The 24,966-nt window shown below is 70.1% G+C and carries 16 protein-coding genes; 3 read left to right on the top strand and 13 right to left on the bottom strand.

Features of this window, described 5'->3' with window-relative positions:
* Positions 1–36: 36 nt before the first annotated feature.
* The 8 genes from QZH52_RS10690 to glgB all read right to left on the bottom strand — a co-directional run bounded on the left by QZH52_RS10690 (position 37) and on the right by glgB (position 17,520).
* The gene (locus QZH52_RS10690; protein WP_301807909.1) at positions 37–315 is read right to left on the bottom strand and encodes a hypothetical protein; all 279 of its coding nucleotides are present in this window, start codon (positions 313–315) and stop codon (positions 37–39) included.
* Between the two features lie 103 nt (positions 316–418).
* Entirely contained in the window at positions 419–5,446 is a 5,028-nt protein-coding gene (gene treY / locus QZH52_RS10685; RefSeq protein WP_301807907.1) for a malto-oligosyltrehalose synthase, read from the bottom strand.
* On the bottom strand, positions 5,439–7,292 hold the full coding sequence (gene treZ, locus QZH52_RS10680) for a malto-oligosyltrehalose trehalohydrolase (protein ID WP_301807904.1): 1,854 nt from the start codon (positions 7,290–7,292) through the stop codon (positions 5,439–5,441). Before treZ ends, treY begins: the two co-directional genes overlap by 8 nt.
* Positions 7,289–9,424, bottom strand: a complete 2,136-nt coding sequence (glgX, locus tag QZH52_RS10675) for a glycogen debranching protein GlgX (RefSeq protein ID WP_301807902.1) — start codon at positions 9,422–9,424, stop codon at positions 7,289–7,291. Before glgX ends, treZ begins: the two co-directional genes overlap by 4 nt.
* Positions 9,421–10,194 carry a mechanosensitive ion channel family protein gene (locus QZH52_RS10670; RefSeq protein WP_301807900.1) on the bottom strand — a complete coding sequence of 258 codons (774 nt, stop codon included), beginning with the start codon at positions 10,192–10,194 and terminating at the stop codon, positions 9,421–9,423. Before QZH52_RS10670 ends, glgX begins: the two co-directional genes overlap by 4 nt.
* A 32-nt stretch (positions 10,195–10,226) precedes the next feature.
* A complete protein-coding gene (gene treS, locus QZH52_RS10665; protein WP_301807898.1) occupies positions 10,227–13,556 on the bottom strand; it encodes a maltose alpha-D-glucosyltransferase in 3,330 nt (1,109 codons plus the stop codon).
* A gap of 15 nt (positions 13,557–13,571) precedes the next feature.
* Positions 13,572–15,632: an alpha-1,4-glucan--maltose-1-phosphate maltosyltransferase gene (locus tag QZH52_RS10660; RefSeq protein ID WP_301807895.1), complete on the bottom strand. Its 2,061-nt coding sequence runs from the start codon at positions 15,630–15,632 to the stop codon at positions 13,572–13,574.
* Positions 15,625–17,520, bottom strand: a complete 1,896-nt coding sequence (gene glgB / locus QZH52_RS10655; RefSeq protein ID WP_301807892.1) for a 1,4-alpha-glucan branching protein GlgB — start codon at positions 17,518–17,520, stop codon at positions 15,625–15,627. Before glgB ends, QZH52_RS10660 begins: the two co-directional genes overlap by 8 nt.
* 218 nt (positions 17,521–17,738) lie before the next feature.
* Here glgB and QZH52_RS10650 point away from each other — a divergent pair, with 218 nt between their 5' ends.
* Positions 17,739–17,960, top strand: coding sequence for a hypothetical protein (locus tag QZH52_RS10650; RefSeq protein ID WP_301807889.1), 222 nt, complete (start codon positions 17,739–17,741; stop codon positions 17,958–17,960).
* Between the two features lie 20 nt (positions 17,961–17,980).
* The gene (locus QZH52_RS10645; protein ID WP_301807886.1) at positions 17,981–18,535 is read left to right on the top strand and encodes a hypothetical protein; all 555 of its coding nucleotides are present in this window, start codon (positions 17,981–17,983) and stop codon (positions 18,533–18,535) included.
* 3 nt (positions 18,536–18,538) lie between these two features.
* On the opposite strand, the gene QZH52_RS10640 is transcribed toward QZH52_RS10645, so the two are convergent.
* Both QZH52_RS10640 and QZH52_RS10635 read right to left on the bottom strand, forming a co-directional pair.
* Complete coding sequence (locus tag QZH52_RS10640; protein WP_301807881.1) at positions 18,539–20,506, bottom strand: hybrid sensor histidine kinase/response regulator; 1,968 nt, start codon at positions 20,504–20,506, stop codon at positions 18,539–18,541.
* A 111-nt stretch (positions 20,507–20,617) separates the two neighbouring features.
* Entirely contained in the window at positions 20,618–20,800 is a 183-nt protein-coding gene (locus tag QZH52_RS10635; protein WP_286530481.1) for a hypothetical protein, read from the bottom strand.
* On the opposite strand from QZH52_RS10635, the gene QZH52_RS10630 reads away from it, so the two are divergent.
* On the top strand, positions 20,799–21,287 hold the full coding sequence (locus QZH52_RS10630; protein WP_301807877.1) for a hypothetical protein: 489 nt from the start codon (positions 20,799–20,801) through the stop codon (positions 21,285–21,287). The genes QZH52_RS10635 and QZH52_RS10630 overlap by 2 nt on opposite strands.
* 44 nt (positions 21,288–21,331) lie before the next feature.
* Here the strand turns inward: QZH52_RS10630 and QZH52_RS10625 are convergent, their stop codons facing one another.
* The 3 genes from QZH52_RS10625 to QZH52_RS10615 are packed head-to-tail and all read right to left on the bottom strand — an operon-like array spanning position 21,332 to position 24,918.
* Entirely contained in the window at positions 21,332–22,546 is a 1,215-nt protein-coding gene (locus QZH52_RS10625; protein ID WP_301807875.1) for a PP2C family protein-serine/threonine phosphatase, read from the bottom strand.
* Between the two features lie 2 nt (positions 22,547–22,548).
* Positions 22,549–23,043, bottom strand: coding sequence for a Rab family GTPase (locus QZH52_RS10620; protein WP_286509461.1), 495 nt, complete (start codon positions 23,041–23,043; stop codon positions 22,549–22,551).
* Positions 23,044–23,055: 12 nt separating this feature from the next.
* Complete coding sequence (locus QZH52_RS10615; protein ID WP_301807872.1) at positions 23,056–24,918, bottom strand: OmpA family protein; 1,863 nt, start codon at positions 24,916–24,918, stop codon at positions 23,056–23,058.
* Between the last annotated feature and the right edge of the window lie 48 nt (positions 24,919–24,966).

Here is a 24,966-nt window from a genome sequence, read left to right as displayed (position 1 = left end):
AGGTCCGGCCGGCCGGGGCGCCCGTAGGACCCGGCCTCAGTGATAAACGCCGATGTCCGACGTCTCGAAGTCGGCCGTCTCCAGTCGCACCGGCCGGCCCTGGGTCTCGCGGTGGCGGGCGAGAGCCAGAGCGTTGATCAGATCGGCGTTCATCAGGTAGGCGTCGACCAGGCTGTCACCGCCGCCGCAGGCGCCGAACAGGTCTCGCAGCGGGTCTTCGGCGATCTCGACGATGCAGCGCTCGCCGTCCGGGCCCTCGGGATGGATGGCGAAGCGAACGCTCGCGGTATCGAAACAGTAGATGGCTTGGGTCATGTGCCTTTGTCTCCGCGTCGGTGCGTGGGAGCACGGTGGAAGAATTATCAGACCGATAGCGATGCGGGAGCGGCTCCGCACGCATTGCAATGTAGGCCCGTGCTTACAGTGGCTGCACCAGCGTCAGTACGGCGCCCGGAAAGGCCTGCAGCACCGCGGCCAGCGCGAGTTGCGGGCCGCCCGCCGGGTGCCGCAGGCCCGTCACTTCGTCGTCCATCGCCACGGTTGCGAAGCCGGCGGGCAGCTGTACACAGGTGTCGCCCCAGCCGGTGTCGCCGAGCCGCGCGAACAGGCGCGCCACGATCACCACCAGCGCCCGGTCGTCGTGGCGGCGGGCGAAGGCGATGACGTGGTCGGCGCGTTCGCCGCGCACTTCGAGCGGCTCGTAGCTGCCATGCCGGAACAGCGCGGGCCAGCGCTGGCGCAAGGCGAGCAGCCGCCAGGTCAGCCACAGCTTGGCCCGGCCATCGGACGGCGTGGCCGCGAAGCCGCTGACGGCCTGCGCGAGCGCGCCGCCAGAGGCAGCGGCCGCCAGTGCCTGCATGGTCTCCAGGAGGTGCTCGCGCTCGCCGTAGTCCACTGGCCGACGGTTGTCCGGATCGACCAGGCTGCGATCGATGAGTTCGCAGCCCTGGTACAAGTCGGGCACTCCGGGCGAGCTGTACTTGAGCAGCGTGAGGCTGATGCCGTTGAGCGCACCGAAGCGGTCCAGCGTGCCCACCACGCGCCCCAGGTCGGCCAGGAACGCATTGTCGGGCCGCGGCGCCAGCACACCGCGCACGAAGCGTTCGAGCGCCTCTTCGTAGGCGGCATCGGGCCGGGTCCAGCTGGTGCCCGTCTTGCCTTCCCGGGCGGCCTTGTGCATGTAGCGCACGATGCGGTCCGCATAGCCGTCCTGTGCCCCGGCGTCGGGTGGCGCCACCGGCATCGTGCCCAGCAGCGTCTGGTAGAGCAGGTACTCGTGCACGGCCAGCACCGGGCCGCGCAGCGGCGCATTGAAGCGCGACCAGCGCCGCAGCGCCAGCCGCCACAGGCCAGGCATCTCGGACAGCACGTCGATGCGCAGCCGCACGTCCTCGGCACGCTTGTTGTCGTGGGTCGAGGTGGCCAGCATGGTCTGCGGCCAGCGCCGCTGGCGATCGCCGCTGGCTTCGTGGAAGGCCGCCACCGAAACGCCGAGCCGGGCGGGCTCGCCGCCGACCTCGTTGGCCGAGGCGAGCGGAAAGTAGCGGTAGAACGCCGTGTCCTCGACCCCCTTGGCCGCCACTGGCGCGCTGAACTGCTGGAAGCGGCGGGCGAAGCGCAGCGCCTTCCGGCGTGCCGCCCGGCCGGGTGTGGGGGCCCGCCCCAGCAAGGCTTCGCGCACGAACTCGAACACCGAGGGGTCGGGCAGCCCCAGGCGTTCGCGCGCCGCGGCGACCGCCTGGTCGATGAAATGCCGATCCTGCTCGCTGACCTGCTTGTCGTTGTAGGTGCGATAGACCGTGAGGCTCGCCGCTACGGTCGCCAGCACCTCGCGCAGCGTGTTGAGCGTGTGGTCGCGGGTGCTGCGATGGGCCTTGCCGATGGCCAGCAGCGCGATCGAGAGCACCTCGAGGTCGGAGGCCAGCGTCACGCCGGCCACTTCGCGCTTCGCCTGGTAGACGATCTCTTCGAACGGTGCGCACTGCCCGGTGAAATGGCGCCAGATCCGCTTCAGCCGGTCGGCGGCGCGCTCGTCCACCAGCACCGCGTTGGCCAGGTTGGCGAAACGGTAGCCGGTGGTGCCGTGGACCGCCCACGACTCCGGCACCTCCTCGTTCGGCGCCGCGATCTTCTCGGCCACCACGTAGAGCGGCCGGTCGGGGCGGCCGTCGGCATCGACGCCGCGCGGCGGCAGGCCGGCGCGGGCGACGAAGCCGTCCTGCAGTCGCTCGAAATAGCGCGCCGGGTCCTGCAGCCCGTCGGGATGGTCGATGCGCAGCCCGTCGACCCAGCCGCGCGCGGCCAGGTCGAGCGCCATCGCGTGCGTGGCCTCGAAGACCGAACGGCGCTCGTTGCGCAGCGCCGCGAGCTCGTTGACGTCGAAGAAGCGCCGGTAGTTGATCTCGTCGGCCGCCGCCCGCCAGTGGGCCAGCCGCCAGGCCTGCGCCTCCAGCAGCCGATGCAGAGCGTCGCGTTGCTGCGGTCCGTTGAGCGCCTCGACCACGGCCGCGATCGCCTGCGCCACCGCGGGCCGGGCGGCCGCGAGCAGCGCCAGTTGGGCCTTGAGCAGCTGGCTGTCGCGCGCGCGCTCGGCCACGGCCTTGGGCTTGGTGCGGTGCATGCCTGGCAGATGGCGCAGCGCGGTGGCGATGCCGGCCAGCGGAGCGCTGGCCTCGCCCGCGCCGAGATGGGCGCAGGCGCGCTCGAGCACGGTGGCGGTGCTTTCCGGGGCCAGCGGAAAGCGGTGCTCGAAGTAGCCGATGCCGAACTCGCCGGACTCGGCGTCCCACAGCAGCGACAGCTCGCCGCGTTCGAGCACCCGGCCGTAGGCATCGCCGAGCACCGGCAGCATCACCTTGCCCGCCAGCTTCGGTGTCAGCGGCCGCCAGTCGATGTCGAAGTGGCGCGCGTAGCGCGAGGCCATGCCGTGCGCCAGCACGTCGGACCACCAGGCGTTGTCGTTGCCGAGCACCCCCATGTGGTTGGGCACCAGGTCGATCAGCTGGCCCATGCCATGGGCCTTCAGCGTCTTCGTCAGGCGCTCGAACGCGGCCAGGCCGCCGAGCTCGGGATTGATCTCGTCGTGGGCCACGACGTCGTAGCCGTGCATGCTGCCGGGGCGGGCGCGATGGATCGGCGAGCAGTAGACGTGGCTGATGCCGAGCCGCGCGAGGTAGGGCACGATGCGCGCGGCATCGTCGAAAGTGAAGCCGCTGTGCAGCTGCAGCCGGTAGGTGGCGCGCGGCACGCGGGTGCCGGTCGGCGGGCTGGCCGCTTCGCGCGGCCGGCTGCGGGCGATGGCGGCGCACAGCCGCAGCACCGGCGTCCGGGCCCACAGGTCCTTCGGACCGCTGCCGTATTTGCGCTGCCAGTTGGGATGCTGGAAGGTGGTGCCGGGCAGGTTGGCCTGCTCCACCTCGCCGAGCGCGTCCTCGAGCTGCGCCATCATCACGCACGAGGGTGCCGCCGCCAGGAAGGCATGCACGGCCGCCACTGCGTCGGCGTCCAGCGTGCCAGCCACGGCCGCGGCCACGCTGTCTTGCGGCAGCGCCTGTTGCTGCCGCACGGCGTCGAGCAGGCTCGTGCGATCACGCTTGCGCTGCTCGACCTGCTGCTCATAGGCCGCGGCGTCGGGAATCAGCCCCAGCTCGAAGCGCAGGCGCAGGTCATGGGCCGACCACCAGCCCGCGAGCGTCGGCAGGTCGTGGGTGCTGACCGCCACCACCGCTTCGCGCGGCCAGGACGCCGGCGCCCGGAAGGCACCGTCGGCCTCGCGCTCGAAGTACAGCAGCCGGTACGACTGCACGCCGCGGCTGCGCATCGCGTCGCGCATCGCGTCCGGCACGGTGCCCAGGTCCTCGCCGATCACCAGGCAGCGATGGCGCTGGCTTTCCAGGGCCAGGATGGCCATCAGTTCGTCGACCGGATAGGCCACGTAGCTGCCGTCGCGCGGCGTGCCGGCGGCCGGGATCCAGAACAGGCGCATCAGCATCATCACGTGGTCGATGCGGATCGCGCCGGCGCCGCGCATGTTGGCGCGCAGGGCCTCGATGAAGACGGCGTGCCGGCCTTCGCGCAGCCGGTCCGGGCGAAGCGGCGGCAGGCCCCAGTCCTGGCCCTGGGTGTTGAAGGCGTCGGGCGGTGCGCCCACCCGCACGTCGAGCGCGAAGCTGTGGCGATGGCGCCAGGCGTCCGAGCCGCCGCGGTCGACCGAGACCGCCAGGTCGAGGTAGAGGCCGACCGCCATGCCGAGTTCGGCGCAGCGCGCCGCCGCCGCTTCGAGCTGCCGGGCGGCCTGCCATTGCAGGTAGGCGTGGTAGTCGATGCGCTCGGCATGTTCGGCGGCAAAGGCGGCGACGGCGGCATTGCCCGGATCGCGATAGGCCTCGGGCCAGGCCGGCCAGCCCCAGACGGCGGCATCGGCCGCGTGCAGGTGCGCCTGCAGCGCCTCGAACAGCGCGTGCTGCTGCAAGGCGACACCACCGCGCTGGCGGAACAGCGCCAGCGCGGCGACTTCCGCATCGTCCGCCGCTCGTTCGAGGAAGCGCCGGTAGAGCAGTTCGAGCACCTCGTGCTTGGCGGTCGAGACGCCTTCGTGGTCGATCAACGGCGCCGCTCGCAGGCCGGCCAGCCGGGCCTGGAAGGCCGGCGAGCGGACGCGCCGCTGCGCCGCGGGCGAGGCCCGGAAATCCGGCACCGCCTCGACATCGATGTAGAGCGGGTTGAGCTGGCCCCGCGACGAGGGGCTGTAGGGGCTCTGGTGCGCGGGGTTGTGCGCGAACAGCGCGTGCAGGGGATTCAGCCCGACCACGTCCGCGCCCGCGCGGGCGGCGCCGACGACGAAGTCGGCCAGATCGCCGAAGTCGCCGAAGCCCCAGTTGCGCTCCGAGCGCAGCGAATGCAATTGCAGCGTGAAGCCCCAGAGCCGGCCGCCGCGCTCCAGCCAGGCCGGCTGGTGGCAGCGCGCGGGCGCGCAGACCAGCAGCGTGTCGCCGGCCTGGCCGTCGATGCGCAGGCGGTGGTAGCCGACGGGCAGCGCCAGCGCGATCGACAGCCGGAGACGGCGGTAGCCGGCGCCGCCGATCTCGGCCTGCGCTTCGACTTCGAGGGCGGCGGCGTCGACGGCGCCCTGGTGGCAGGCGCCGCTCTCGTCGTCCACCTGCCATTCGATCCGCGTGGCGGACGCCGGCAGGTGCAGCGTCACGCTGAAGTGGTCGCTGGCGGCCGCGACCGATCGAACCGGCGGCAGGGCACGCAGCCATGACCGGCGCTCGGCGGCCGCCTCGGCGGCGGTGGGATCGACATCCGCCGGCAGGAAGCCGGCATCGCGCAGCAGCGCCGCGAGCGCCTCGGGCGCGACCCGATGCCAATGACCAACGACGTCGTGATAGCCGGTCGCCACGCCGTGGCGTTCGCAAAGACGCTGCAGCGCCTCCGCCTCATCCATCGCCGGGCTCCTCGAGGGTTGCACAGACGCCGCCCCTGGGCAGGCGCAGCAGGCCGCCGGGGGGCGCCGCATCGTCGACCCGCAGCCGGTGGATCACGCGGCCGGGCGGCCAGGCCAGCTCGGCGTCGCCGGCACCGAAATTGGCGACCAGGTGCAAAAGGACGCCAGGGCCGTCATCGGCGCCGAGCCGCCACGCCAGCCGCAAGGCATCGCCTTCGCAGGACCATTGGTGGGCGCCTGCGCCGCCGGCGAGGCGCGGCATCAGTTCGGCGCGCCGGACCCGCAACAACTCCCGCGTGATGGCCAGCGCGGCGGCGTGCGGCGGCTGCGCCGCTTGCTGCGCATCGAGGCGCGAATCGGCGAAGGTGGCGGGGTCGTTGGGATCGGGAATGCGGGCCTGCGCCGCCTCGCCGGCAAAGGCGACGAAGCGGCCGAACTCGGCGCGCCGGCCGGCCGTGACCGCGGCCGCCAGCTCGGGTCCGAAGTCGCAGAAGAACTGGAACGGCGTGGTCGCCGCGTATTCCTCGCCCATGAACAGCATCGGCGTGTGCGGCGACAGCAGCACGCAGCTGCGGGCGGCCATCACCAGCAGCGGGTCGGCGAGGGCATCGATGCGCTCGCCCATGGCGCGGTTGCCGACCTGGTCGTGGGTCTGCAGGAACGAGACGAAGGCGCCCAGCGGCAGGTGGGTGCAGGGTTCGCCGCGGGCCTCGCCGCCACGAAACGCGGAGGGCTGCCCGCTGTAGATGAAGCCCTGCGCCAGCGCCAGCCCGAACTGTTCGAGCGGCCGCGACGCATAGTCGGCGTAGTAGCCGTCGGTCTCGCCGGTCAGCAGCACATGCGCCGCATGGTGCAGGTCGTCGTTCCATTGGGCGGTGGCGGCCAGCGGCGCACCGTCGTCGCCGCGTTCGAGCCGATGCGCCTGGTTGAGGTCGTTCTCGAGCACCACGTGGACCTGCCGGCGGCGGCCCGGGCCCTGTCGCAGTGCGTTGCAGATCTCCTCGACGATCGGCGGCGTCGAATCATCGCGGATGGCATGCACCGCGTCCATCCGCAGGCCATCGAAGCCGTACTCTTCGATCCAGTAGAGCGCGTTGTGGACGAAGAAGTCGCGCACGGTGCGGGCACCGGCACCGTCGAAGTTGATCGCCGCGCCCCACGGCGTCTGGTGGGCCGGGTTGAAGAATTCCGGGCAGTAGGCCGGCAGGTAGTTGCCTTCGGGACCAAGGTGGTTGTAGACCACGTCCAGCAGCACCATCAGCCCCAGCGCGTGGGCACTCTCCACGAAGCGCCGGAGGTCGTCGGGGGTGCCGTAGCTGGCGTCCGGCGCGAAGGGCAGCACGCCGTCGTAGCCCCAGTTGCGGTGCCCCGGGAAATCGGCGAGGGGCATCAGCTCGACCGCCGTGATGCCGAGTTCGGCGAGGCCGGGGAGGCGGTCCCGGGCCGCCGCCAGCGTGCCTTCGGGCGTGAAGGTGCCGAGGTGCAGTTCGTAGACCACGGCCTCGTGCCAGGGCCGGCCGGTCCAGTCCGCGTCGCGCCATGCGTACGCCCCCGGGTCGACCACCTCGCTCGGGCCGTGGACGTCGTCGGGGTTCAGCCGCGAGGCGGGGTCTGGCACGCGCAGGCCGTCGGGCAGGCGGTAGCGATAGCGGTCGCCCGCCGCCGCCTGCGCCAGCCCGGCCTCGTGCCAGCCGTCCTCGGCGCGCTGCATCGCGTGGTCCTGCCAGCCGGCGCCGCGCGCCCGTTCGAGCACCACCCGTTCGATCGAGGGCGCCCAGAGCCGGAAGCGCACGCCGCCTTCCGCCAGCACCTCGGCGCCGAAGGGCATCGCATGACGGCGCTTCATGAGGCGGCCAGGCTGCGGCGCAGCAGCGCCAGCGACCGGCCCTGCAGCGGATAGGTGGCCTCGGCCAGCAGCAGCGACAACGCGCTCTCGCGGGCGGTGTCGACCATCCGGGTCCAGCGATCGCCCGGGCGGGTCGGCATCGTGAAGGGCACGGGGTCGTGGTAGGCGTTCAGCAGCAGCAGGAAGTCGTCGTCGCGCTGCGGCTCGCCGCGCGGGCCGACGTCGGTGATGCCGGTGCCCGAGAACAGCATGCCGAGGCAGCGCACGTGCTCGCCTTCCCAGTCGGGCGGCGTCATCTCCTGGCCGTCGGGCCGCAGCCAGACCACATCCTTGGTCTCGCTGTCGCCGGCCGGCTGGCCGCGGAAGAAACTGCGGCGCCGGAACGACGGATGCTCGCGCCTGACGCGGATCAGGCGGGCGACGAAATCGCGCAGCGAGTCGGCCTCGGGCCGCGGCGTCCAGTCGAGCCAGCCGAGCGCGTTGTCCTGGCAGTAGACGTTGTTGTTGCCGTTTTGCGTGTGGCCGCGCTCGTCGCCCGCCAGCAGCATCGGCACCCCCTGCGACAGCAGCAGGGTGGCCAGGAAGTTGCGCTTCTGGCGTTCGCGCAGCGCGTTGATCTCGGGGTCGTCGGTGGGTCCCTCGGCGCCGCAGTTCCAGGACATGTTGTTGCTGTTGCCGTCGCGGTTGTCCTCGCCGTTGGCCTCGTTGTGCTTGTCGTTGTAGGAGACCAGGTCGTGCAAGGTGAAGCCGTCGTGGGCGGTGATGAAATTGATGCTCGCGTGCGGCCCCTTGCCCGACCAGCCGTACAGGTCCTGCGAGCCGGCCAGCCGGTGGGCGACGTCGCCCACCACGCCGGCGTCGCCCTTCCACCAGCCTCGCAGGCCGTCGCGGTAGCGGTCGTTCCACTCGGCCCAGCCGGGCGGGAAGTTGCCCACCTGGTAGCCGCCATGGCCCAGGTCCCAGGGTTCGGCGATGAGCTTGACCTGGTTCAGCGTCGGGTCCTGGCGGATGGCGTCGAAGAAGCCGCCGAGGTTCTCGACCTTGCCGGCCTCGCGCGCCAGCGCCGAGGCGAGGTCGAAGCGGAAGCCGTCGACATGCATTTCCTCGGCCCAGTAGCGCAGCGAGTCCATCACCAGCTGCAGTGCGCGCGGCTGCTCCAGGTTGACCGTGTTGCCGCAGCCGGTGAAGTCGTCGTAGTAGCGCGGCTGCTCGGCATTGGCGATGTAGTAGGAGGCGTTGTCGACGCCCCGCATCGACAAGGTGGGCCCGAGATGGTTGCCCTCGCAGGTGTGGTTGTAGACGACGTCGAGGATCACCTCGATGCCGGCCGAGTGCAGGGTCTTGACCAGGGTCTTGAACTCCTTCACCTTGCCCGAGGCGCTGTAGCGCACTTCGGGCGCGAAATAGGCCAGCGTGTTGTAGCCCCAGTAGTTCTGCAGGCCCTGTTCGGCCAGGTGGCGGTCGTTCAGGAAGGCATGCACCGGCAGCAGCTCGACGGTGGTCACGCCGAGGCGCTGCAGGTAGTCGATGACCGGTGCGCAGCCGAGCGCCGCGTAGGTGCCGCGCAGCGGCTCGGGCACGGCCGGGTGCTGCATGGTGAAGCCGCGCACGTGCAGCTCGTAGATCACCATGTCCTGCCATGGCACCTCGGGCCGGCGGTCGTCGCCCCAGGTGAAGGCGGTCTCGAGCACCCGGCCCTTGGGCATGAAGGCGGCGCTGTCGCGGCGGTCGAAGGACAGGTCCTGGCGCTTGCTGCCGACCGAATAGCCGTACAGCGCGTCACCCCACCGCAGCTCGCCGACCAGGTCCTTCGCATAGGGGTCGAGCAGCAGCTTGTTCGGATTGAAGCGATGGCCCTGCTCGGGCTTGTAGGGGCCGTGGATGCGCAGGCCATAGGCCATGCCGGGGCGTGCCTCGGGCAGGTAGCAGTGCCAGACGTCGTTGGTGCGCTCGCGCAGCACGATGCGCTGCCGCTCGTGGCGGCCCTTGTCGTCGAAGATGCAGAGCTCGGCTTTCTCGCCGTGCTTGGAGAACACCGCGAAATTCACACCCTGGCCGTCCCAGGTGGCTCCCAGCGGGTAGGGCTTGCCGGGCCAGACGGCGGACAGCGGGGTGTGCGGGTGCTTGGTCATGGATGCGGGCGGTCGTCGTGCAAGTTCTGCGCCGGGCGGGCCGGCCATGGGTTGGAGGCTGGGGTCACGGCCGGGGCGCGCGGCGCCGGGCGCTCGGGCGGCCGCTTCTTCTTCGGCCACCAGTCCTCGATCCGGTCGGCCGCCCAGTCCTTGCCGGCCAGGCCGAAGGCCAGCGCCAGCGCGAAGACCACGCCGCCGAGGATGATCAGGAAGCTCTGGCGCACGATGTCGCCGCCGATCTTGACCTGGTCGAGCGCGATCAGAACCACGAACAGCAAAATTGCGTACTGCGCCACCTTGCCCAGCAGCATGGCATCCTGGATGCCGGCATGGCGGCCGTAGGTGGTCACGGCGTCGCCCACGAACTTGGCGAAGTAGGCGCCGAAGGCCAGCACCAGCATGGCCACGAAGACATTCGGCACGAACCACATCACGCGGCCGAGCAGGTCGGCGACGTAGCTCAGTCCCAGTCCGTTGGAGGCCACCACCAGCGAGGCCAGGATCACCATCCAGTAGGCCAGGGCGCCGAAAACCACGGTCGAGTCCGTCACCATGCCGCCTTGGCGCAGGAAGGTGTCGATGCCGGCGCGCTCGGTCAGGACGGGGAAATTGATCGCATGCAGCCCGCGGATGACTGCAAAGCGCACCACCTTCGCGATCAGCCAGCCCGCGATCACGACCAGGGTGGCGAACACCAGCCGCGGCACGAAGGCACCGATCTGGAACAGGAAGGCGCGCAGCGGCTCGAGGTAGAACGTCAGGGTGTCCATGGAAGCTCTCCGGGAGATGGGGGGTCGGTCGCTCAGACGGCCGTCGGGCCATGGCCTTCGAGCAGTGCCAGGATGCCCTGCAGCGGCACGGGCACCCAGTCGACCCGATTGCCGAGTTCGTAGCGCAGTTCGTAGAAGGCTTTCTCGAGCTCGAACAGGCGCAGCAGCTGCGGGTCGACCGGTCCGGCGTCGGGCGCCAGTGCCGCGGCGTAGCCGTCCAGGAAGGCCGCGCGGGTCTCGCGTTCCCAGTCGCGGGCGTCGGCGTCGAGCCGGGCCAGTTCGACCGCGTTCTGCGCCGCGCGCCGCAATGCGCTCCAGCGCGCGTAGTTGAACGACCTCAGCATGCCGGCGACGTCGCGCAGCGGCGGCTGCTTGGCGCGGCGCTCCTCGATCGAACGCGCCGGTTCGCCCTCGAAGTCGATGATCACGAAGTCGTTGCGGGCCAGCAGCACCTGGCCCAGGTGGTAGTCGCCGTGGAAGCGCGAGCGCCGGCCCGCACCGCCTTCGAGCGGCAGGGCGTCGACGAAGGCATCGATCGCGCCGGAGCGCTCCAGCAGCCGGCGCGCATCCTCTTGCGTCGCTTGGGGCAGCCCGGCCAGATGTTCGCGCAACTGGACCAGCGTCGCCTGGCCCTGCGCGCGCACGCTGTCGCGCATCGCGCGCCGGTCGGCTGCGGTCATCGGTTCTGGGTCGAACGCCGGATTGCCGGTGCGCCGGCCGAGCGCGTTGTGCAGCTCCGCGGTGCGGCGACCCAGGATCGCGATCAGGGCCAGGAAGGCCCCGTGCGGCGCGTCGGCCCGAGGGCCATCGGCGTCGCGCAGCTCGGTCAGCACGCGCTCCAGGTAGTCCAGCGTCCAGCTCCAGCCATCGCCCTGGTTCGGCACGTAGGCTTGCAGCAGCGCGAGGGTGAACACGCTGCCGTCGTCGCCCAGGTATTCGAGCGCGCCGGCCACGGGCACGCCGTGCAGGAAGCCGGCCTCCTCGGTCAGGAAGCGCCCCATCTCGAGTTCGGGGTTGATGCCGCGGCGCAGCTGGCGGTAGCCCTTGAGGAACAGGGTCTCGCCGAGGGTCACGACGGTGTTGCTGCTCATGGCGGTCGGCCGGCTGACCGGCAGGTCCTGGATCGCGGAGAGCACCAGCTCGCGGCCCAGCGAGGTGGGCCGGAAATGCAGCCGGCCGTGTGCGGTCCGCATCTCGGTGTCGCCGACGATGCCGCGCACCAGCGCGCGGCAGAAGGTCTCGTCGAAGAAGGCGTCGCCCATCACGCCCACGTTGGCCTTTTGCCGGACCTTGGCGATGGCGGCCGGCTGCAGGCACTTCATGCGCTCTTCGTCGCGGTCTTCCCAGGCCAGCGCGAGCGGCATGAAATAGGTCGCCGTCTCTGGCAGCCCCTCAAGTTCCAGCAGCGGCAGCATCCAGCTCAGCCCGTCGATGTCCCAGATCGCCGAGTCCGCCAGCCGGGCCCGTGCGATGCGGCTGCCCTTGGACGCGTACCAGCGCTGGGCTTCGATGTGCGGTGGCAGCGTATCGGTCTCGAACTGCTTGATCAGCCGGTCCGCGAAGCCGATGCGCCAGGGCATCACGCGGTCCTTGAGCAGGCTGGTCCAGCCGTCGAACAGCACGATGACCGGGCGGTCGAGCAGCGCCACGCCCTCCTGGTGCCAGCTCGGCATCGGTGCCTCGTCGGCCAGCTTGAACCAGTAGAAGCCATGCGAGGGCAGGGTCAGCAGGTAGGGCAGTTCGCCGATCGGCGGGAACGAGGTGCGTCCGAGCATCTCGACCGGCACCCGGCCCTTGAAGGCCGAGAGGTCGAGCTCGACCGGCTGCGCGGCACGCGACAGGTTGAACACCGACAGGATCGCGTCGTCGTCGTGCTCGCTGATGTAGGCCAGGATCTTCCGGTTGCCGGGCTTCAGGAAGGTGCGCTTGCCGCGGCCGAAGGCGCGGCTGGTCTTGCGCACCGCGAGCATCCGGCGGGTCCAGTGCAGCAGCGAGCTCTTGTCGCGCAGCTGGGCCTCGACGTTGACCGCCTCGTAGCCGTACATCGCATCCATGATCGGCGGCAGGTAGAGCCGCTGCGGGTCGGCGCGCGAGAAGCCGGCGTTGCGGTCGGGGCTCCATTGCATGGGGGTTCGAACGCCGTTGCGGTCGCCGACGAAGACGTTGTCGCCCATGCCGATCTCGTCGCCGTAGTAGATGATCGGCGAGCCCGGCATCGACAGCAGCATGCTGTTCATGAGCTTGATGCGGTCCTTGTCGTTGTCCATGAGCGGCGCCAGCCGGCGCCGGATGCCCAGGTTGATGCGCGCCTGCATGTCGGCCGCGTAGGTGGTGTACATGTAATCGCGTTCGCGGTTGGTCACCATCTCCAGGGTCAGCTCGTCGTGGTTGCGCAGGAAGATCGCCCATTGGCAGCCCTCGGGGATCTCTGGCGTCTGCTGCAGGATCTCGACGATCGGGTCCCGGTCTTCCTGCGCGATCGCCATGTACATGCGCGGCATCAGGGGGAAGTGATAGGCCATGTGGCACTCGTCGCCATCGCCGAAATACTCGCGCACGTCTTCCGGCCACATGTTGGCCTCGGCCAGCAGGAAGCGGTCCTTGTAGTTGGCGTCGATCGCCGCCCGCAGGGCCTTGATGACCACGTGGGTCTCGGGCAGGTTCTCGTTCGAGGTGCCGTCGCGCTCGATCAGGTAGGGAATGGCGTCGAGCCGGAAGCCATCGACCCCCATGTCGAGCCAGAAGCGCATGGTGCGGAACACCGCCTCGAGCACCTGCGGGTTGTCGAAGTTGAGGTCCGGCTGGTGGCTGAAGAAGCGGTGCCAGAAGTACGCCTTGGCGACCGGGTCCCAGGTCCAGTTCGACTTCTCGGTGTCGGTGAAGATGATGCGCGTGCCCTGGTAGAGCTGGTCGGTGTCGCTCCAGACGTAGAAGTCGCGCTCGGGCGACCCCGGCGGCGCCATGCGCGCCGCCTGGAACCACGGATGGGCGTCCGAGGTGTGGTTGATGACCAGTTCGATCACCACCCGCAGTTCGCGCTTGTGGGCCTCCTCGAGCATGTCCTTGAAATCCTGCAAGCTGCCGTACTGCGGATGCACGTCCTCGTAGGCGGCGATGTCGTAGCCGTCGTCGCGCAGCGGCGACGGGTAGAAGGGCATCAGCCACAGCGTGTTGACGCCCAGGTCCTTCACGTAGTCGAGCTTGCTCGTCAGGCCCTGGAAGTCGCCGACGCCGTCGCCGTTGGAGTCGACGAAGGCCTTGACGTTGCACTGGTAGATCACCGCGTCGCGGTACCAGGTCGGGTCGCCCGAGGTGTCGATCTCGGTGGTTTCGAGCGCCAGTGTCGGCACGGGAGCATTCATGCGGCTTCCTGTTGCTCAGAGGTAGTAGTCGAAGTCGCGCTCGTCGCGCAGCCGGCGGCGCACCACCAGCACGTGTGCCGGCACGCGCTCGGGCTCGAGCCGGATGAAGTGCCGTCCGCCCTGCCAGCTGAAGCGCTGGTCGGTCAGCAGGTCGTGCATCTGGAACGGCTGGTCGCGCGGCACGTCGACCTCCGAGGGGTCCAGCGAGAGGAAGCCCCACTGGGCGTTGTGCGGGTCGAGGTTGACGATCGTCACCACGACATTGCGGCCATCGTCGGAAGCCTTGAGATAGGCGATCAGCTGGTCGTTGTCGATGTCCAGGAAGCGCAGGCTGCGGTCGGACTGCAGAGCCGCGTTGCCCTGCCGGATACGGTTGACCCGGGCGATGAAGGGCCGCAGGCCGCTGTCGGGCTCCCAGTCCCAGTGGCGCAGCTGGTATTTTTCCGAGTCGAGATACTCCTCGCTCGAGAGGCCGCGCGGCCGATGCTCGAGCAGTTCGAAGGCCGGCCCGTAGATGCCGTAGCTGGCGGCCAGCGTGGCGGCCAGCACCAGCCGCAGCTTGAACATCGCCTCCTCGCCGCCCTGCAGCGCGGCGTGCAGGATGTCCGGCGTGTTGGGCCAGACGTTGGGCCGGAAGTAGTCCGCGCCCGGGCCCTGCGCGAGCTCGGTGAAATAGTCCGTGAGTTCGGCCTTGGTGTTGCGCCAGGTGAAGTAGGTGTAGGACTGCGTGAAGCCCAGCTTGGCGAGGCGATGCATGACCTTCGGCCGGGTGAAGGCCTCGGCCAGAAAGATCAGTTCGGGGTGTGCCCGCTTGCATTCGGTGATCGCCCATTCCCAGAACGCGAACGACTTGGTGTGCGGGTTGTCGACCCGGAAGATCGTCACGCCCTCGGCGATCCAGTGGTCGAGCACGCTCTTGAGTTCGCACCAGAGGCCCTGCCAGTCTTCGCTCTCGAAGTTGAAGGGATAGATGTCCTGGTACTTCTTCGGCGGGTTCTCGGCGTACTGCACGCTGCCGTCGGGCCGCCAGCGGAACCACTGGGGATGCGCCTTGACGTAGGGATGGTCGGGTGCGCACTGGAAGGCGATGTCCATCGCGATCTCGAGCCCCCGGGCCCGGGCCGCGGCGACCAGGTGGCGGAAGTCCTCCGGCGTCCCGAGGGCGGGCAGGATCGCCTTGTGGCCGCCCTCGGCGGCGCCGATCGCCCAGGGGCTGCCGACGTCGCCCGGCTCGGTGTCGAGCGCGTTGTTGCGGCCCTTGCGCTGCAGGCGGCCGATCGGATGGATCGGCGGAAAGTACAGCACGTCGAAGCCCATGGCCGCGACCAGCGGCAGCCGTGCCTCGACATCGCGCAGGGTGCCGTGGGCGCCGGGCGCGTCGCCGGCCGAGCGCGGAAACAGTTCGTACCAGGTGCTGAAGCGGGCCCGCTCGCGATCGGCGACCAGGGGCAGGTCGGCGCCGTAGCGGGTCTCCAGCCGGCGGTCCGGATAGCGGCCCGCGGTGACGGCCAGGTCCTCGTCGAGCGCCAGCGCCTTCAGCGCCGTCACCTCCAGCGCCGGGTCCTGGGCGCCCTGTTCGAGCGCGAGGGCCCAATCCTCGAGCGCCTCCCGTTCGGTGGCTGCCGCGCGTGCGGCGGCGGCCCGGATTTCAAGTGCGCCGACCCGCGCCGCCAGCCGGATGTCGTCGGCATCGACCCGCCGCACCAGTTCGTGGCGCCACGACTCGAAGGCGTCGACCCAGGCCACCACCGTGTAGCGGTAGCGCCCGGCCATGGGCGGCACGAAGTCCGCATGCCACTCGTCGTTGTAGCGAAGCTTCATCGGCAACTCGCGGCGGCGGGCCTCGCCGTCTTTCCACCACTGAAGCATCACGCGCGGCGCGTCGTGGCCGTCGGTGAACACATGGGCCGTCACCCGGAAGTGCTCGCCCGCCACGCACTTGGCGGCGAAGCGGCCGCCGTCCACCGCCGGCAGCACCGCATCGACGACGGCGCGGCTGCGGCCGTCGGGCGTGTCGATCGCGAAGGGAGGCTGGGGCTCGGCCGGCGTCGAGCTCGGCAGCAGTCCATCAGGCATCGGCAACCGCCTTCAGATAGAGGGTGGACAACGGCGGCAGGGTCAGGCTGAGCGCCTGCCTGTGGCCATGCGAAGGCACGGGTGCGGCCTCGACCTCGCCGAGATTTCCCCAACCCGCGCCGCCGAAGGCGAGCGTATCGCTGTTGAGCAGTTCGCGCCAGATGCCGCCGCTGGGCACGCCCAGCCGGTAGTTGCGCCGTGGCACCGGCGTCAGGTTGCAGACCACCAGCACGGCCTCGCCGTTGCGGGCCCGGCGCAGGAAGGCGATCACGCTCTGCGATTGGTCGTCGGCCTCGATCCACTCGAAGCCGTCGGGCGAGGCATCGAGTTCGTGCAGCGCCCGCTCGCTGCGATAGAGCCGGTTGAGCTCGCCCACCAGGTGCTGGACGCCGCGGTGCGCCGGCAGTTCGGCCTGCTGCCACTCCAGCTGGCCCTCGTGCGTCCACTCGCGCCGCTGGGCGAATTCGCCACCCATGAACAGCAGCTTCTTGCCGGGATGCGCCCACATGTAGCCATACAGCAGGCGCAGGTTGGCGAACTGCTGCCAGGCGTCGCCCGGCATCTTGCCGATCAGCGACCCCTTGCCGTACACCACCTCGTCGTGCGACAGCGGCAGCACGAAGTTCTCGCTGAAGGCGTAGACCATCGAGAAGGTCAGGCGGTGGTGGTGGAAGCGGCGATGCACCGGGTCTTCCTTCATGAAGGCCAGGGTGTCGTGCATCCAGCCCATGTTCCATTTCATGCCGAAGCCGAGGCCGCCCATCTCGATCGGCCGCGACACGCGGGGCCAGGCGGTCGATTCCTCGGCCACCGTGAAGGTGTCGGGGTGCTCGCGGTAGACCGCCCGGTTGAGTTCGTTGAGGAAGGTGATGGCCTCGAGGTTCTCGCGCCCGCCGTGCCGGTTGGGGATCCACTCGCCTTCCTTGCGCGCGTAGTCCAGGTACAGCATCGAGGCGACCGCGTCCACGCGCAGGCCGTCGATGTGGTAGCGGTCGAGCCAGAACAGGGCCGACGAGACGAGGAAGCTGCGGACCTCGTTGCGCCCGTAGTTGAAGATCGCCGAGTGCCACTCGGGGTGGAAGCCCTGGCGCGGATCGGCGTGTTCGTAGAGGTGGGTGCCGTCGAAGACGGACAGTCCGTGGGCGTCGTCGGGGAAGTGCGACGGCACCCAGTCGAGCACCACCCCGATGCCGCGCTGGTGCAGGTGGTCGACGAAGTCCATGAAGTCCTGCGGCGTGCCGTAGCGTGCGGTGGGCGCGAAATAGCCGGTCGTCTGGTAGCCCCACGAGCCGTAGAACGGATGCTCGGTGACCGGCATCAATTCGACATGTGTGAAGCCCAGCGACACCACGTGCTCGGCGAGCGGTCGCGCGAGCTCGCGATAGTTGGGCAGTGCGCCATCCGGACGCCGCCAGGAGCCCGGATGCACCTCGTAGATCGAGATCGGCGCATCGAGGCGGTTGCGCTCGGCGCGCGTCCGCATCCAGTGGTCGTCGCCCCAGTCATGCGCGAGCGACCAGAGCCGCGAGGCGGTGGCCGGCGGCGCTTCGCTCAGGAGGGCCAGCGGGTCGGCCTTTTCCAGCACGCGGCCGCCCTCGGCGACGATCCGGAACTTGTAGGCCTGGCCGTGGCGGGCGTGCGCGCTGCGCCCTTCCCAGACGCCGGTGCTGTCGGCGCGGACGATCAGGGGGTCGGCCCGCGGGTCCCAGGCGTTCCAGTCGCCGATCACCGACACCGATCGCGCATTGGGCGCCCAGACCGCAAAGGTGGCGCCGAGGCCGTCGGCGACCAGGCGGCCGCCCAGGTGCTCGTGGAGACGGGCGTGCGTGCCTTCCCCGAGCAAGTAGGCGTCCGTGTCGCCGAAGGTGGAATCGGGGGAACGAGACATGGAGTTCGATGAGCCGGCCGGGGTCGGCCTCTGCGGCAAAACTCGGGTTTAGGCGATGGGGCCGGAGGCGAAATGCGTCAAAGCACCCGTCCTCCTGTCGGACAGCGACTCGATGCCGAAGAAAGGCCTGCGGCAGCCCGGGAAACTGAAACGCAACGTTGCAAACGGCCCTGCTGCCGATCGATGGCGTTAAATTGGAGCGCCAAGGAGGAAGTGCCATGGCATATCCGACGAGCCCCCATCTCGCCTCGTCTGCGCCCGACCCGGTGATGCAGCCGGTCCTGGCCTTTCAGCAGGCCTATTTCACCGGGCTGCTGCAACTCCAGCAAATGCAGCTCCAGATGATGACCGCGTGGCAGCGGCCGTTCAGTACCGCTTCACAGGAAGTGTGGGATGTGTGGGTGGCGCATTTCGGAGGCGGCGTGCCCATCGACGCCTGAGGCGTGTCGCCGGTCCGCGGATGACCAAGTATTGCAGTTCCTGCCATACCCCGAACCCGGATCGGGCGCGTCGTTGCCGCGGATGTGGCGGCAGGTTTTCCGGCATTCGCACGCCCACCTTCGGCTTCGACAGCACGCGCCTGGAAGCGGCCGAGACCACCTGGATACCACCAGGGCGGCGCGAACCGCCGCCGAAGCCTTCAGGTCATGCAGCGGCGCCCGGCGCGCGCAAGCCGAGGACCAGGCGCTCGACCACTGCCGCGGCCGTCGCTGCCAAGCTGGCTGTGCTCGCCGCGCTGGCCGGGGCGGCCGTGCTGGTGGCGCAGGTCGTGCCTGCGGACCGATGGGGCCGGGCGATCGCCCGATGGACCGAACCAGCAGTGAGAGCGCCGGCAGCGCCTGCACGGCAGGCGGCGCGGTCGTCGCCGCCACCGGCCGCCGAGGCCCCCGCGAACTCGGCGGCCGCCGTGCTCGACGCACTCGGCATCGATCCCGCCCGCATCGCTGGCCCCCCTCCGGTCGATGCGCCTGCCATCGGGCCGGTCGATCCGGATGCGGCGAGCCGCTCGCGTTGACTTTCAGGTGCCTTCCTGCCCCTGGGCCGCACGGGTTCGACGCAAGCCCTGCGAGATCGCGTGTGCCAGCTGCGCCATGTCGAAGGGCTTCGAGAGCTTGACGGTGGAGGGGTGCAGGTCGCCTGGTTGCTCGGCGAAGCCCGAGGCGAGGATCATCGGCAGGGAAGGGTTGTTCTTGCGCAAGGCCTCGACGAGATGCGCGCCGCTCATGCCCGGCATCACCTGGTCCGAAATGACCAGGTCGATGTGTGGCGCTGCCCGCGCCATGGCCAACGCCTCTTCGGCGCTCGAGGCCGCGAGCACCGAATGGCCCAGGTCCTCCAGCATGGAGGCCGTCCCGGCGAGAACCAGGGGGTCGTCGTCGACGGCCAGGACCAGCATCGGCGCCAGGGGCGCGGTGTCCGTCGGCACCGAGGCCATCGGGGCGGCAGCGGGCAGGGCCTGCGAATTCGCCGAAGCCACGGGAAGCCACAGGGTGGCGGTCGTCCCCACGCCCGCGGTGCTCTCGAGGACGAACTTGCCGCCCGACTGGACCGCGAGTCCGTGCACCATGGCCAGGCCCAGGCCGGTGCCCTTGCCGACGCCCTTGGTCGTGAAGAACGGTTCGAGTGCGCGCGCCAGCGTCGCGGCGTCCATGCCGGCGCCGCTGTCGGTCATCGAGAGTCGCAGGAAGGCGCCCGGCGCCAGGTGGTCGGCCAACGTGCACGCCACTTCGGATGCCGCGAACCGGAGCCGACCCCCTTCGGGCATCGCGTCGCGTGCATTCACCGCCAGGTTGAGCAGGGCCAGCTCCAGCTGGTGCGCATCCACCAGCACCGGTCGCAGGCCCGGCTCGAACGCCTCCTCGATGTGGATGGTGGCCCCGAGCGTGCGCTCGAGCATGTCCTTCATGCCGTCGACGAGCGCCGGAATGTCGACCGCGGCCGGCTGCAGGTCCTGGCGGCGCGCGAAGGCCAGCATCCGCTGCGTGAGCGAGGCGCCTCGCTTGGCCGCCGACACCGCGTTCTCGACCAGGCGCAGCAGCTTGTCGTCCCCTGCGACCCGGCGCCGCAGCAGTTCGAGGCTGGTGAGCACGACCATCAGGAGGTTGTTGAAGTCGTGCGCGACGCCGCCCGTGAGCTGGCCGATCGCGTCGAGCTTCTGCGACTGGAACAGCGCTTCGCGCGCCTGTTCGAGCGCCAGCTGGGTGTTGCGCTTCTCGGTGATGTCGCGCGTCACCTTGGCGAAGCCGATCACCTGGCCGTGCGGACCGTAGATCGGGTCGATGACCACGTTGGCCCAGAACGCCGAGCCGTCCTTGCGCACCCGCCACCCCTCGCCTTCGAAGCGGCCTTCGGCGGCTGCCGTCGCCAGCGCCTGGGCGGGAATGCCGCGCTCACGGTCTTCGGGGCGGTAGAAGCGCGAGAAGTGGGTGCCGATGATCTCGCGCGGCTCGTAGCCCTTGATGCGCTGCGCGCCGGCATTCCAGTTGGTGACGATGCCGTCGGCATCGAGCATGAAGATCGCGTAGTCGGTCACCGCCTGCACCAGCAGGCTGAACTGCTCTTCGCTCTTCATCAGGGCGTCTTGGGCCGCCTTGCGCTCGCTGAGGTCGCGGGTCACCTTGGCGTAGCCGATGAGCTCGCCCCCCGGCGCGCGGATCGGTCGGACCACGACCTGGGCCCAGAAGCGCCGGCCGTCCTTGCAGACGCGCCAGCCCTGGGATTCGAAGCGGCCCTCCTGCCGGGCCATCGTCAGCGCATGGTCCGGCATCCCGTTGCGCACGTCTTCCGGGAGATAGAAGGTCGAAAAGTGCTTGCCGATGATTTCGGACGCAGTGAAGCCCTTCAGTCGTTCGGCACCCGAGTTCCAGCTGACGACGATGCCGTCAGGGTTCAGCATGTAGATCGCGTAGTCGACGACCGCATCCACCAACAGCCGATACCGCTCCTCGGTCTGGATGCTCGAACCGGCATTTGAAAGGTAATCCACTGGCGCCCTTCGCTTTCACCGGATTATGTGCGGGTCGTCCTCGATAGCGTGCGCATGTAACATTTTGTGCGGTTTCGTGAAATCGGCACGCGGCGATTCGGGCGAATGCTTTCAAGCTCGCGCGATGTCCGTGATCTGTCCCAAGTGCCATACCGAGAATCGCGCGATCGCGAAGTTCTGCATCGAGTGCATCAGCACCTTGCCGACCCCGCGCGCCGACGACGGCTTTGCGCCGACTTTGCGGTTGCGCTGGCCCGCCGCGACCCGGTCAACGGGCGCGGAGGCGCCGACCATGCAAGTCCAGGCGGCGGACAGCGTCGCCCAGGCTCCCTTCGCCAAGGGTCTGTGGGTCAGCGTGGCGGCGCTGAGCGTGGCCCTGCTCGTCGGCGCCGCGGGCTGGCTCGTGGCCGGTGCGGGTGGTTGGTATCTCTACAGCGCCGGCAAGGCGCAGGCGAGCCCGGTCGGCGAGCCGGAGCGCGTCGCCGCGCCGGCGCCCGCGGCTCAGCCGATCGCGCCCGCCCCTCAGCCGATCGCGCCTGTCCTGGCCGAGGGCGCTGCCGCGGCAGTGGCGCGCCCGCCGGCGCCGCCCGCGGCTCCGAGCGCACGTCAGGCGGTGGCCGGCGCGCCGCGGGCGGCGTGCGCCGGCATGGGCTTCATCGCCGAAGCCAGGTGCATGGCCGACCAGTGCCTGAAGCCGCAATTCACGCATCATCCGCAGTGCGACGATGTGCGCCGCCGCCAGCGGCTCGAGGAGGCGAAGCGCAATCCTGTCGCGCCCTGACCGGCGCGGCAGGGGCGGTCGTGTGCGGCGAATGAGGGGCCGGCTCAGAGCGTCATCTTGAGGATGGTGAAGTCGTCCTCGAGCACGCCCGGGCCATGGGCGTCGCGCGCGCATTCCAGCAGTCGGTCCAGCTCCGACGCCCCGCCGGCGACCGGCCGCGAAAGCGCCTCGGCGAGGGCCGAGAACTCGAGCATGGAGCCGTCCGGCCGGCCGACCTCGTAGGTGCCGTCGCTGAAGACGTAGAGCCGCGCCGGCGATGGCAGGATGCAGCGCTCTTCCTGGTAGCGGGCGGCGGGCGAGATACCGATGCAGGGGCCGTTGGCCGGCAGCGGCCGGCCCTCGCCGGCGGCTTCGCAAGGGCCGCTCACCAGCAGGGCCGGCGGATGGCCGGCCGAGGCATAGCGGAGCTCGCCCGTGGCGCGATGATAGACGCCGTACCAGACGGTGGAGAACAGCTCGCCGTGGCGCTCCATCTGGTAGGCCTGGTTGAGCGCGGTCAGCACCGCGGCGGGGCTGCGGAAATCGGTTCGCTGCAGCGCTTCCGAGCGCAGCGTGTCGGCGACCGCCACCGACAGCAGGGCCGAACCCACGCCATGGCCGCAGACGTCGATCAGGTAGAGCGCGAAGTGCTCGTCGTCGACCCAGTGGTAGCCGAACGAGTCGCCGCCCAACTCGGTCGAAGGCACGAAGCGCCAATCGACCGCCAGCGGCTCCGCGAGCGGCGGCGGCAGGATCGCGCGAACGTAGCGCTCGGCCTCGCGCAGCTCGTCCTGCAGCCGATCGTGCGTGACCTGCAGCGCCTCGCGCGAAGCGGCCAGTTCGCGGTGGGCCAGGGTCAGCTCCTGGTTGGCCGCCTCGAGCTGCGCGATCAGCCTGGCCTCGCGCTGGCTGAGCAGGGTCATGTCATAGGCCTTCTGCTGCACCAGCCGGGCTTCCTCGTATTCCGCGGTCACGTCGAGCAGCAGGATCCAGACCGTGCCGTCGTCGGCGAAGAAATGGACGTCGGCCACGCGCCCGCTGGGCATTTCCATCGAACGGATCAGGAACGGCGTCTCGACCAGCGGCAGCAGCCCTTCGAGGAACGGGATCTGATCGCTCGCCAGGCCGCCGCAACTCAGGCCGCCCAGCCCGTAGTGGTCCAGGTGGCCGCCGGCCTGCACCAGGTTCTGGGCGTCGTCGACGACCAGGTGCGCCAGCACGCGCTGCGCGTGCAGCAGCATCAGGAGCGAGTCGGAGATCCGCGCCGGCAGGTCGAGCATGGCTATCGGGCGAGCAGCGCCGCCAGTTCCTGGAAGGTCTCCTCGACCGCGGCCCCGGTCTTGGCGCTGGTGCGGCGAAACTGCCATCCGGCGGCTTCCAGCTGCGCGATCCGCTCCATCGAGATGGTCCAGTCCTCCTCGAGGTCGGCCTTGTTGAGCAGGGCGACGAAGGGAACGCTGCCGATCTCGGCATCGACGCGGCCCTGGATCGAGACCGCGGTGTCCAGCGTCTCGGGCCGCGTGCCGTCGATCACCAGCAGGTAGCCCGCCGCGCCGCGCAGGTAGCTCACCCGCACGGCCGCGATATCGTCCTCACCGGCGATGTCCCACAGGATCAGCGCCATCTGCTCGCTGCCGACGGTGAGCAGCTTCTTGTCGATCTTCACCCCGACCGTGGTCAGGTAGGCGTCCGAGAAAATGGTGTCGACGAAGCGGCGCACCAGGCTGGTCTTCCCGACGCCGAAGGCGCCGAGCAGGCAGATCTTCTTTTGCAGCATGTGTGGATGGTCCTAGTCCCCGGTGCTGACGCCGAATGAAACGCGCCGGTTCATCGACAGCTCGTCCTCGCTGGCGCCGGGGCGCAGCGGTTCGAGCGGGCCGGCACCGCGTACCGCGAGCACGGAAGGATCGACGCCGCGGGCGCGCAGCATCGAGCGCACGACCTCGGCGCGGCCGACGCTGAGGGCCAGGTTCGAAGTGTCCTTGCCGGTGGCGTCGGCGTGGCCGACGATCGTCACCTTGACCGGGAAGCCCTGGTCGCGCGCCACCTGGACCAGTTCGCGCATGTAGCCGGCCACTGCGTCGAGCTTGGCCTCCTGGTCGGCCGCGGGCCGCGGCATGCTGAAGTCGAAGTGGATGAGCTGGGCCTGGATCGCATCGCGCAGGCGAAGGTAGTCCGGGTCTTGCACATCCTTCAGGGCGCTGAGGTCGACCTTGGGCGCGCCGGCGGGCAAGGTCTGCACGAAAGCCCGCGCCTTCTCCATCCATCGCTGGGGCGCGTTGCCGGTGGCGCGGATGCCGCTCGCGTCCTGCACCAGGCTGACCGTCGGCGGCGGGTCGAGCGTGGCCTGCAGCCGCTTCAGCACGATCGCCGGATGCAGCGCCTGGTAGGGCTCCCAGCGGCCGACGATGCGCGCCGGATCCAGGTCGGTCTTCGCCAGCAAGGCTTCCGGCTGCGCCGCCAGCGGGTCGCGCAGCCCGGACACCAGCCACCTGCCGTCGCGCCGTTCGGCGCCCATCACGACGATGCCGGGCTGATCCTGCAGGCTCGACACATAGGCGTCGACGTGGCGGCGCTCGATGATCCGCTGGCCGACCCACCAGCCCAGCGCCCCCAGCAGCAGCAAGGGGATCAGCCACATCAGCGGCGAGACCTTCTTGTGGGTCTCCGCGGCCTGGGACAGCAGGCACAGGCGCAGCAGCGGCTGTGCTGCTTCGAAAGGCGTCGTGTCGCCGGAGAATTCCTCCAGCGCGCCGCGCCACTGGTCGTGCACCGAGCCCAGCGTCTCGCCGAGCCGCGTGCGCAGCATGGCCGGCGGTGTGCCGTGGATCACGGCGGCGAGGAAGGCCGACGGGCCTTCCTCGCACCACAGCAGCAGGTCGCCCAGGCGAAGGCTGTCGATGCCGCCGCTGCTGGCGCCGCCGCTGGCGGATTCGTCGAACGAGTCGCGCACGAAATCCTGGATCGCCGAGAGCATCGCCGACACCAGCTGCGGATCGCGCGTGGTCGCGTCGTCGCGCGCCACGTGCGCCAGCAGCAGGCCGGTCTTTCGATGGATCAGGAAGACGTGGTCGACCCGGAACACGGCCGTGTGCTTGAGCACCACCTCGGCGAAACTGCTGCCGGTGCGCCAGGCTTCGATGCGCCACTTGAGGCCGCGCCACGACAGGCTGTGCTTGAGCGCCTGGTTCAGCGATTGCAGCGAGCCCTCGAGGGTCTCGGCGATGGCCTTGCGGATCGCGGGCCCCATGACGGGGTACAGGATGTCGACCATCCGGCCCGGGTTCTTCTGGATCGACGCCTGGGTGGCGCGCTCGACCGTGGGCGAGATCGCGAGGCCCAGGCGGTCGTCCTGTGCCGCCGCCAGCGCGAAGGCCGCGGGCAGCACCGAGCCCACCGCATCGGCGAGCTCTTTGGGATCGTCGAACTTCTGCTGCAGCCGCGCCAGCGCCACCCGCTCGCGTTCGAGCAGCACGCGGCGCATCGCGTCCAGCCGCGGGTCGGCCTCCAGGCGGCTCGGCAGGGTGGCCGCGACGCTGGGATCGACGCAGCGCGCCAACTCCAGCAGCAGCGCGGCGAGCCGCGCCTTCTGCTCCTCGTCGGAAGGCTCGCCTGGCGCGTGCGTCGCGGCCAGCGACAGGCGTGCGTTCACCGCGCCTCCGCTCGGGCGCGCGCCCGTGCCCCTGGCGCTAAGGTCATG

The sequence above is a fragment of the Variovorax ginsengisoli genome (assembly GCF_030486595.1).
Taxonomy (GTDB): domain Bacteria; phylum Pseudomonadota; class Gammaproteobacteria; order Burkholderiales; family Burkholderiaceae_C; genus Variovorax; species Variovorax ginsengisoli_B.
Note: the sequence above shows the minus strand (reverse complement) of the source record. Positions and strands in the feature narration are given on the sequence as shown.

What these genes read in the sequence shown, in the direction of transcription:
- QZH52_RS10620 (WP_286509461.1), bottom strand. Translation starts at nt 23,043, where the DNA reads ATGCTGCAAAAGAAGATCTGCCTGCTCGGCGCCTTCGGCGTCGGGAAG.
- treZ (WP_301807904.1), bottom strand. Translation starts at nt 7,292, where the DNA reads ATGAAGCGCCGTCATGCGATGCCCTTCGGCGCCGAGGTGCTGGCGGAA.
- glgX (WP_301807902.1), bottom strand. Translation starts at nt 9,424, where the DNA reads ATGACCAAGCACCCGCACACCCCGCTGTCCGCCGTCTGGCCCGGCAAG.
- QZH52_RS10630 (WP_301807877.1), top strand. Translation starts at nt 20,799, where the DNA reads ATGCAAGTCCAGGCGGCGGACAGCGTCGCCCAGGCTCCCTTCGCCAAG.
- QZH52_RS10650 (WP_301807889.1), top strand. Translation starts at nt 17,739, where the DNA reads ATGGCATATCCGACGAGCCCCCATCTCGCCTCGTCTGCGCCCGACCCG.
- treY (WP_301807907.1), bottom strand. Translation starts at nt 5,446, where the DNA reads ATGGATGAGGCGGAGGCGCTGCAGCGTCTTTGCGAACGCCACGGCGTG.
- QZH52_RS10635 (WP_286530481.1), bottom strand. Translation starts at nt 20,800, where the DNA reads ATGGTCGGCGCCTCCGCGCCCGTTGACCGGGTCGCGGCGGGCCAGCGC.
- glgB (WP_301807892.1), bottom strand. Translation starts at nt 17,520, where the DNA reads ATGTCTCGTTCCCCCGATTCCACCTTCGGCGACACGGACGCCTACTTG.
- QZH52_RS10690 (WP_301807909.1), bottom strand. Translation starts at nt 315, where the DNA reads ATGACCCAAGCCATCTACTGTTTCGATACCGCGAGCGTTCGCTTCGCC.
- QZH52_RS10660 (WP_301807895.1), bottom strand. Translation starts at nt 15,632, where the DNA reads ATGCCTGATGGACTGCTGCCGAGCTCGACGCCGGCCGAGCCCCAGCCT.
- QZH52_RS10670 (WP_301807900.1), bottom strand. Translation starts at nt 10,194, where the DNA reads ATGGACACCCTGACGTTCTACCTCGAGCCGCTGCGCGCCTTCCTGTTC.
- treS (WP_301807898.1), bottom strand. Translation starts at nt 13,556, where the DNA reads ATGAATGCTCCCGTGCCGACACTGGCGCTCGAAACCACCGAGATCGAC.
- QZH52_RS10625 (WP_301807875.1), bottom strand. Translation starts at nt 22,546, where the DNA reads ATGCTCGACCTGCCGGCGCGGATCTCCGACTCGCTCCTGATGCTGCTG.
- QZH52_RS10645 (WP_301807886.1), top strand. Translation starts at nt 17,981, where the DNA reads ATGACCAAGTATTGCAGTTCCTGCCATACCCCGAACCCGGATCGGGCG.